The sequence below is a fragment of the Gordonia sp. YY1 genome, assembly GCF_009872315.1.
Classification (GTDB): domain Bacteria; phylum Actinomycetota; class Actinomycetes; order Mycobacteriales; family Mycobacteriaceae; genus Gordonia; species Gordonia amicalis.
The window spans coordinates 99141-105801 of record NZ_WXYI01000002.1; the positions used below are offsets into that span (position 1 = coordinate 99141).

Annotated in this window: 6 protein-coding genes; 2 read left to right on the top strand and 4 right to left on the bottom strand. The window is 69.8% G+C overall.

Translation table 11 applies throughout. The features are described 5' to 3' along the window. Positions 1-100: 100 nt before the first annotated feature. Complete coding sequence (locus tag BPODLACK_RS03660) at positions 101-1345, bottom strand: protein kinase domain-containing protein (protein WP_159404742.1); 1245 nt, start codon at positions 1343-1345, stop codon at positions 101-103. A 135-nt stretch (positions 1346-1480) separates the two neighbouring features. On the opposite strand from BPODLACK_RS03660, the gene BPODLACK_RS03665 reads away from it, so the two are divergent. Then, a complete protein-coding gene (locus BPODLACK_RS03665; RefSeq protein WP_024500390.1) occupies positions 1481-1846 on the top strand; it encodes an Rv2175c family DNA-binding protein in 366 nt (121 codons plus the stop codon). On the opposite strand, the gene BPODLACK_RS03670 is transcribed toward BPODLACK_RS03665, so the two are convergent. Together BPODLACK_RS03670 and BPODLACK_RS03675 are read right to left on the bottom strand one after the other, a co-directional pair. Continuing rightward, entirely contained in the window at positions 1815-3407 is a 1593-nt protein-coding gene (locus tag BPODLACK_RS03670) for an alpha-(1->6)-mannopyranosyltransferase A (RefSeq protein ID WP_159404743.1), read from the bottom strand. The genes BPODLACK_RS03665 and BPODLACK_RS03670 overlap by 32 nt on opposite strands. Continuing rightward, positions 3404-4645, bottom strand: coding sequence for a polyprenyl synthetase family protein (locus BPODLACK_RS03675; protein ID WP_159404744.1), 1242 nt, complete (start codon positions 4643-4645; stop codon positions 3404-3406). Before BPODLACK_RS03675 ends, BPODLACK_RS03670 begins: the two co-directional genes overlap by 4 nt. An 11-nt stretch (positions 4646-4656) precedes the next feature. On the opposite strand from BPODLACK_RS03675, the gene metF reads away from it, so the two are divergent. Continuing rightward, positions 4657-5634: a methylenetetrahydrofolate reductase [NAD(P)H] gene (gene metF / locus BPODLACK_RS03680; protein ID WP_024500387.1), complete on the top strand. Its 978-nt coding sequence runs from the start codon at positions 4657-4659 to the stop codon at positions 5632-5634. A gap of 37 nt (positions 5635-5671) precedes the next feature. Here the strand turns inward: metF and BPODLACK_RS03685 are convergent, their stop codons facing one another. Then, positions 5672-6574: an LppM family (lipo)protein gene (locus tag BPODLACK_RS03685; protein WP_159404745.1), complete on the bottom strand. Its 903-nt coding sequence runs from the start codon at positions 6572-6574 to the stop codon at positions 5672-5674. Positions 6575-6661 lie beyond the last annotated feature (87 nt).

A 6661-nucleotide genomic window follows, 5' to 3' on the forward strand; every position in this document is an offset into this window, starting at 1 on the left:
CTCGTCGCAGGCTCCTCGGCTACTCAACCGGCGGTCGTGGGGCTCGTCGCAGGCTCCTCGGCTACTCGACCAGCGGTTCTCGCTGCCGACCGTCTCGAGGTCAGCCGATCGTGAGATAGGTGCTGCCGACCCAGAACCCGGCAGCACCCAGACCGACGGCGATCAGCAGCACCAGGAGAATCCACAGCAGCGCGCCCAGGCGTCCGCCCCCGACGAGTTCGGGTTCAAGCGGGGCCTGGTCGCGCGTGTCGGCGGCGTCCCGCCCGCGCGATCCCGGTCGATCGTTCCGCTCGCGGGCAGGCGGGACGGGCCGATCGTCGGCGGGTTCGACGACCGGTCGGACCGGTGCCGCGGGGGAGTCCGGTGACGAGGCACCCGGTTCATACGGGCCGGGTGCCGACTGGACCCGGGTTCCGTGACCGACCGGTCCGGCCGCGCGGTAGCGCGATTTCATCTCGCGCTCGCGCGACCGCTTCGGCGCGGGCACGGTGAACGGCGGCAGATCGAGGTCGTCGGCGACGGTGAGCAGGGCGCGCTGCATCTCGAAACCGTCGGCGTACCGGTCGGCGGGGTTGCGTTCGGTCGCCCGCAGCACGATCTCGTCGAATTCCGCGGGGACACCCGCGATCACGTCGCCCGGCGCGGGTACGTCGTAGGTGAGTCGCTGGTAGGCGAGAGACAGCGGCGAGTCGCCGTGGAAAGGTGTTCGGCCCGTCAGCATCTCGAACATCATCACGCCCATCGAGTAGACGTCGCTACGCGCGTCGGCGTGGGTGGACTCGACCTGTTCGGGCGAGAGGTAGGCGGCGGTACCGAGGATCACGCTGGCCGAGGTCACCCCTGCCTCCGCGACGGCGCGCACCAGTCCGAAGTCGGCGACCTTGACCTCACCGGCGTCGGAGATCAGCACGTTCTCGGGTTTGACGTCGCGATGGACCAGTCCCGCGGCGTGGGCGGTCCCGAGGCCGCCGAGTACGGGTTCGGCGACGGCCACCACGGCGTGCGGGGGCATCGGTCCGCGCTCGCGCAGCAGCTCACGCAAGCTTCCGCCGTCGACGAGTTCCATGACCAGGAAGGCGATGCCGTTGTCGATGCCCTGGTCGTAGACCGCGACGAGACCCGGGTGTTTGAGGCCGGCGACCGCCCGCGCCTCGAACTCGAAGCGGCGCAGGAACTGCGGATCGCCCGAGTACCGCGAGTCCATCACCTTGACCGCCACGTCGCGGCCGAGCCGGAGGTCGACACCGAGGTAGACCGCCGACATGCCACCCCGCGCGATGGGAGCGTCGATGCGGTACCGGTCCTCGAGGACGGTCCCGAGCATCGGGTCGACGGGGGAGTTCACCCCGCTGAATCTACCTGCAGCACCGTACCGTCGGGGTCATCGGCGCGTGTGAGCTGCGGTCGGTGTCGGACCTCGGGCGGGCAGGCGGGGATCGGCGGTTTCACCGGACCCGGAAGTACCGCTACGCTTCTTCCCGTGGGTTCCATACCGTTGTCGCCTGACACCCTGTCCGCAGATGTCGAGATGTTGTCGGTCGACGAGGTCGCCGACCGGCTCGCGGTGTCCACCAACCGGGTGCGCACACTCATCCGCGACCACAATCTGCTCGCCGTCTCCCGCGGTGGACATCCGGTGATCCCGGCGCTGTTCTTCGACGACGAGGGCGTCGTCAAACACTTCTACGGCCTCGTCGGGGTCCTGCTCGACGGGGGGTACACCCGGGACGAAGCGATGACCTGGCTGTTCACCGTGCAGGAAGACCTCGATCTGCATCCCGCCGCGGCCCTGCACACCGACTTCGCCCGCGAGGTCATCCGCCGGGCGCAGGCTCAGGCCTTCTGACCGCGTCCTCCTCGGCCGCCGGCTCGTCCGGTGCGCCGGTCCGGTCCGACCCCCACGCCCATCGCCCGAACCGGCCGAGCCGCAACGGGTCTGGGCGCAGCAGTGACCAGGCGGCGAGTCCGGCCAGCAGGAACGCCAGGGTGAGTTCGACGGGCTTGTAGAAGACGATCGCATCGTCGGGCTGGAACACGATCAGCATGAAGGCCGAGACCCCGACCACGCTCGCCCGTGCCCACGGCGGCACCGTGAACGCCACCGCGATCGCCAGCACCCACGTGTAATACCAGGGGAGCGTGGACGGTTCGAGCAGGAGCACGGCCAGCATCGCCCACGCCATACCCGCGACCGCGTCCCGGGCGTCGTGCCGGTGACGCCACCACAACGCGACGAGTGTGACCGCGAGGATCACCGAACCGATCGCGCGCGTGATCTCGAGCACCGGTTGCAGATTGAGAGCGGTGAACGGGGCGGCGACCAACGTGACGAGATGGGCGACGAAGGTGGGGAGCGTGAACCAGTTGATGATCACGTCGGCCCAGCCCAGACCCGTCAGCCAGCCGAATCCCAGACCGACCAGCAGAGTCCAGACGCCGAACACCGCGAGCGAGACACCCACGATCGCGGCGAAGACGCCGACGACGTCGCGGGCGGTCACCGGGCGGCGGGACCGTATGTGGGACAGCCAGATCCACAGCACGAACGGGATCGCGATCCCCGCGGTGATCTTGATCGACACCGCGAGGGCCAGCACCGCGGTGCCGGTGACGTGCCGGCCGGTCACGACCAGGACGAGACCCGTGGTGAGCACCCCGGCCATGAGGAGTTCGACGTGAGGTCCCGCGACGAGATGGATGAGGACCATCGGGTTGAACAGTGCGAGCCAGAGACCGGCCTGCGGCGAGGCGCCGAAGTGGCGCGCGAGTCGCGGGATCGCCCACAGCGACAGGAACAGCCCGGGCAGCAGCACGAGCCGCACGGCCAGGACGCCGGCGACGGCATGGTCACCGGTGATCTCGGTGACGACACGCAGCAGTCCCATGGTGAACGGTCCGTACGGCGCCGTGGTGGTGGCCCAGACCGTGGCCATGCTGTCGACGAGTGGGCCCGGATGGTGGGCCGGACCGTCGGCGTACGGATCGAACCCCGCACCGAACACCGCACCCTGGGCGAGGTAGGCGTAGACGTCACGGCTGTAGACCGGAACCGCCACGAGCAGCGGCGCTGCCCAGACCAGTAGCCACCGCTGCAGGGTCCGGGTGGACGGGGAGTTCGCGGAACCGGTCGCGACCCGGCGACCCAGCCGGACCCAGGCGAAGACCATCAGAAAGACCCCGAGCCAGAAGAAGGTCCCGAAGAGGTTCTTGCCGTGGCCGTAGGTGATCCAGCTCAGCCCCAGGTCGGTGAGCGTCGTGCTGTTGCGGGGCGGATCACCGACTCCGAAACTGCCCACGCACACCAGGATCGAGCCGATCGCGCCGATGATCAGATCGCCACGTGCGGGACGGTCGCGTCCGCCCGCGGGCGTGGGCGTCGCAGTTGGTGCTTCCACGCCGGGGTTCACGCCTCGCGATGTGCGGTCCGGTGGGCGACCGCGGTGAGTTCGGTGCGGATGTCGTCGCCGATGTCGGCGGCGTCGAGTGCGGCGAGAGCGGCGCCGAGCAGGTCGTCGATCTTGCCCTCCATCTCGGCGACCGCGCCGACATCGACGAGAAGTGCTCGCGCGGAACCCAGTTCGTCGTCGTCGAGAGGGCGGCCGATGAACGTGCGCAGGCGGCTCCCGAGTGCGGGGTCGGAGTCGTCCGCTCGTCGCAGCGCGGTGGCGAGCAGGGCGGTGCGCTTACCCGAGACCAGGTCGTCGCCGGACGGTTTGCCGGTCCGTTCGGGGTCGCCGAAGACGCCGAGCTGGTCGTCGCGCAACTGGAAGGCGATGCCCAGGTCGTGTCCGATCTTCCGCAGCGTCGCGACCATATCCTCCGACGCGCCGGCGAGTCGCGCCCCGAGTTCGAGCGGGCGGGCCACCGTGTACGCGGCGGTCTTGAACTCCATCACGCGATAGGCCGCGGCCGCGGAATCGTCGCCGCTGGCCTCGTTCACGATGTCCAGGAACTGCCCACCCAGCACCTCCGTGCGCATCGCCGCCCAGGTGGCGCCGACGGCGGGCGGCAGCGGACGGTACTCGGGGGTGGCTGAGCTTGTTCCTCTGCTGGTTGAGCTTGTTTCTCTGCTGGTTGAGCTTGTTCCTCTGCTGGTTGAGCTGGTTTCTCTGCTGGTTGAGCTTGTCGAAACCCCCGGCCGGTGATCGTGCACGAGGTCGTCGGCCCACGCGAGTGCGAGATCGCCGGCCAGGATCGCCGCGGCCACCCCGTGGTCGGCGGGGTCACCCGCCCAGGAGGCCGCGGCATGCCGCGACTGGAATACGCGGTGCAGCGTCGGCTGTCCGCGCCGGGTGTCGGACCGATCGATGATGTCGTCGTGGATCAGGGCACAGGCCTGCACGAGTTCGAGGGCCGCGCCCACCCGCAGCGCGTCGCGGGCTTCGCGGCCGACGGTCGACGCCTCATCGGAGTCGACGCGCCCCGACTCGCTCATGCCGCACCGCCACCCGGCGAAGGCGAAGACCGGCCGGATCCGCTTCCCGCCCTGCAGCACGAAATCCCGGACCAGCTCCGCTGCGGTGCCGACCACCGGGGCGATGTCGGACGCAGCGGGTACCGCGACGTCGAAGAAATTGCGCAATTCGGTCTCGACGGCCGCCGGGACCGCATCGAGCGAGGTCGGCGTGGGGAAGGCGGAGGTCACCCTGCCAGGCTATGCGAATCGCTCTCTACACTGTTCGGGTGACCCCAACCGCTCCGGCACCCTCGATCGTCGAACGCCTGTCCGCCCCGCACCGTGGACCGGTGCCGTTCTCCGTCGAGTTCATGCCCCCGCGCGACGCCGAGGGGGAGGCCCGTCTGTGGCGCGCGGTGCGCATCTTCGAGCGGCTGTCCCCGGCGTTCGTCTCGATGACCTACGGCGCCGGCGGGTCGACGCGCGACCGCACGGTCCGCATCACCGGCGAGCTCGCCGCCCAGACCACCCTGCTACCGGTGGCGCACCTGACCGCGGTCAACCACAGCGTCGCCGAACTGCGCGCGCTCGTCGGTGCATATGCCGACCAGGGCATCACCAACATCCTCGCGCTCCGCGGCGACCCGCCCGGCGATCCGCTCGGAGAGTGGATCAAGCACCCCGACGGCGTCGAATACGCGGAGGAACTGGTCCGTCTCATCGGCACCCTCGGCGACTTCCACGTCGGCGTGGCGTCGTTCCCGGAGGGTCACCACCGTGCCCCCGACCTCGAACACGACACCCGCAACCTGGTGAACAAGCTGCGCGCGGGCGCCGAGTACTCCATCACCCAGATGTTCTTCGACGTCGAGGACTACCTGCGGCTGCGTGACCGGGTGCAGGCGGCCGACCCCGAGCAGGGCGCCAAGCCGATCATCCCGGGCATCATGCCGGTGACCTCGCTGGCCAGCATCAAGCGCATGGCCGAGTTGTCCGGTTCGGTGATCCCGCCGAAGGTGGTGGAACGGTTCGCCAGGGCTGCGGGCGACGGACCCGAGGAGGATCGGGCCGCCGTGCGCGCGGTCGGCATCGACTTCGCGACCGAGACCGCGGAACGACTCATCGCCGAGGGCGCACCCTGCCTGCACTTCTGCAGCCTCAACTTCGCCAAGGCGACCAGCGAGGTGCTCGCCCGGCTCGGCGTGGACGTCGACGCGGCGCTGCACGTGCCGGCCTGAGCGTTCCCGCCTGGCGGCCGGTCCGGGTAGACGGCTCTCAGCTCTCCTTGGGCGTAGTCGCCGCCGTCGGGTCGGCGGCTGCCGAGAGTCCCTCGCCGGACAGGGTCGACGGTGCGGTGTTGGGGGAAACCGGTCGTCCCGGCCGTGGGCCGCGGTACCGCTTCGAATAGGCGATCCGCACGATGACCAGCACCGCGATCAGGCAGACGATGGCGACGAACCACGACCAACTGCTCACTGCGGCGGTCGCCGGATCCGGGTAGGTGGCGTCGGCGCTGAAGTCCGACGGTTCGCCCGGCGCCGGGGTCCAGGTGACCGTCGACTCGCCGACCTGGTCGCCGTTGGTGGCCGTCACCGGCCCGCCGAACGTGACCGTCAGCTGCACGAAGTCGCGGACCGGGGTGAGGTCGGAGAGGTCGGTGTCACCGCGGAAGCGGACGACCTCGCCGCTGCGCTTGGCCGTGAGGTCCATCGTCAGCGAGGTCTCGCCGTACGCGTCGGCGATGATGTCGCCGAGCTGCCCGAACTGGCCGGCGGTGAGATCGGTGAAACTCGCGCGGCTGCCGACGCGCGTGACCGCCTCGCCGGGCTTGTCACCGGAGCCCTCGTTGTCGTCTCCCGCGGACCCCGACGGCGCGGCCGACTCCGCACTCTCCTCCGGCGTCTCCTTGAACTCGGTCACCGAGACCTGCCCCAACATCGATTCGGGGAGATCCAGCTGCGGCGCGCCACGAGGATTGTCCGGCGACGTCGCGACGATGACGCTGCCGGAATACCGGTCACCCACCGTCGTCGATCGCTCGAGACAACCGGTCATCAGCGGGGACAGAAGGAGCGCCACGATCACCACCGCCACCGGCATCAGCCGGCGGCGTCGGGACTGATCGCGGAGGGACTCAGGTGCACCCTGCTCGGGAATCGACGATCGCACGCTGCTCATCGTGCCAGACGCTCAGCCGAACAGACGTCTCCGACGCTCAGCCGAACAAACGTCTCCGACGCTCAGCCGAACAAACGTCTCCGACGC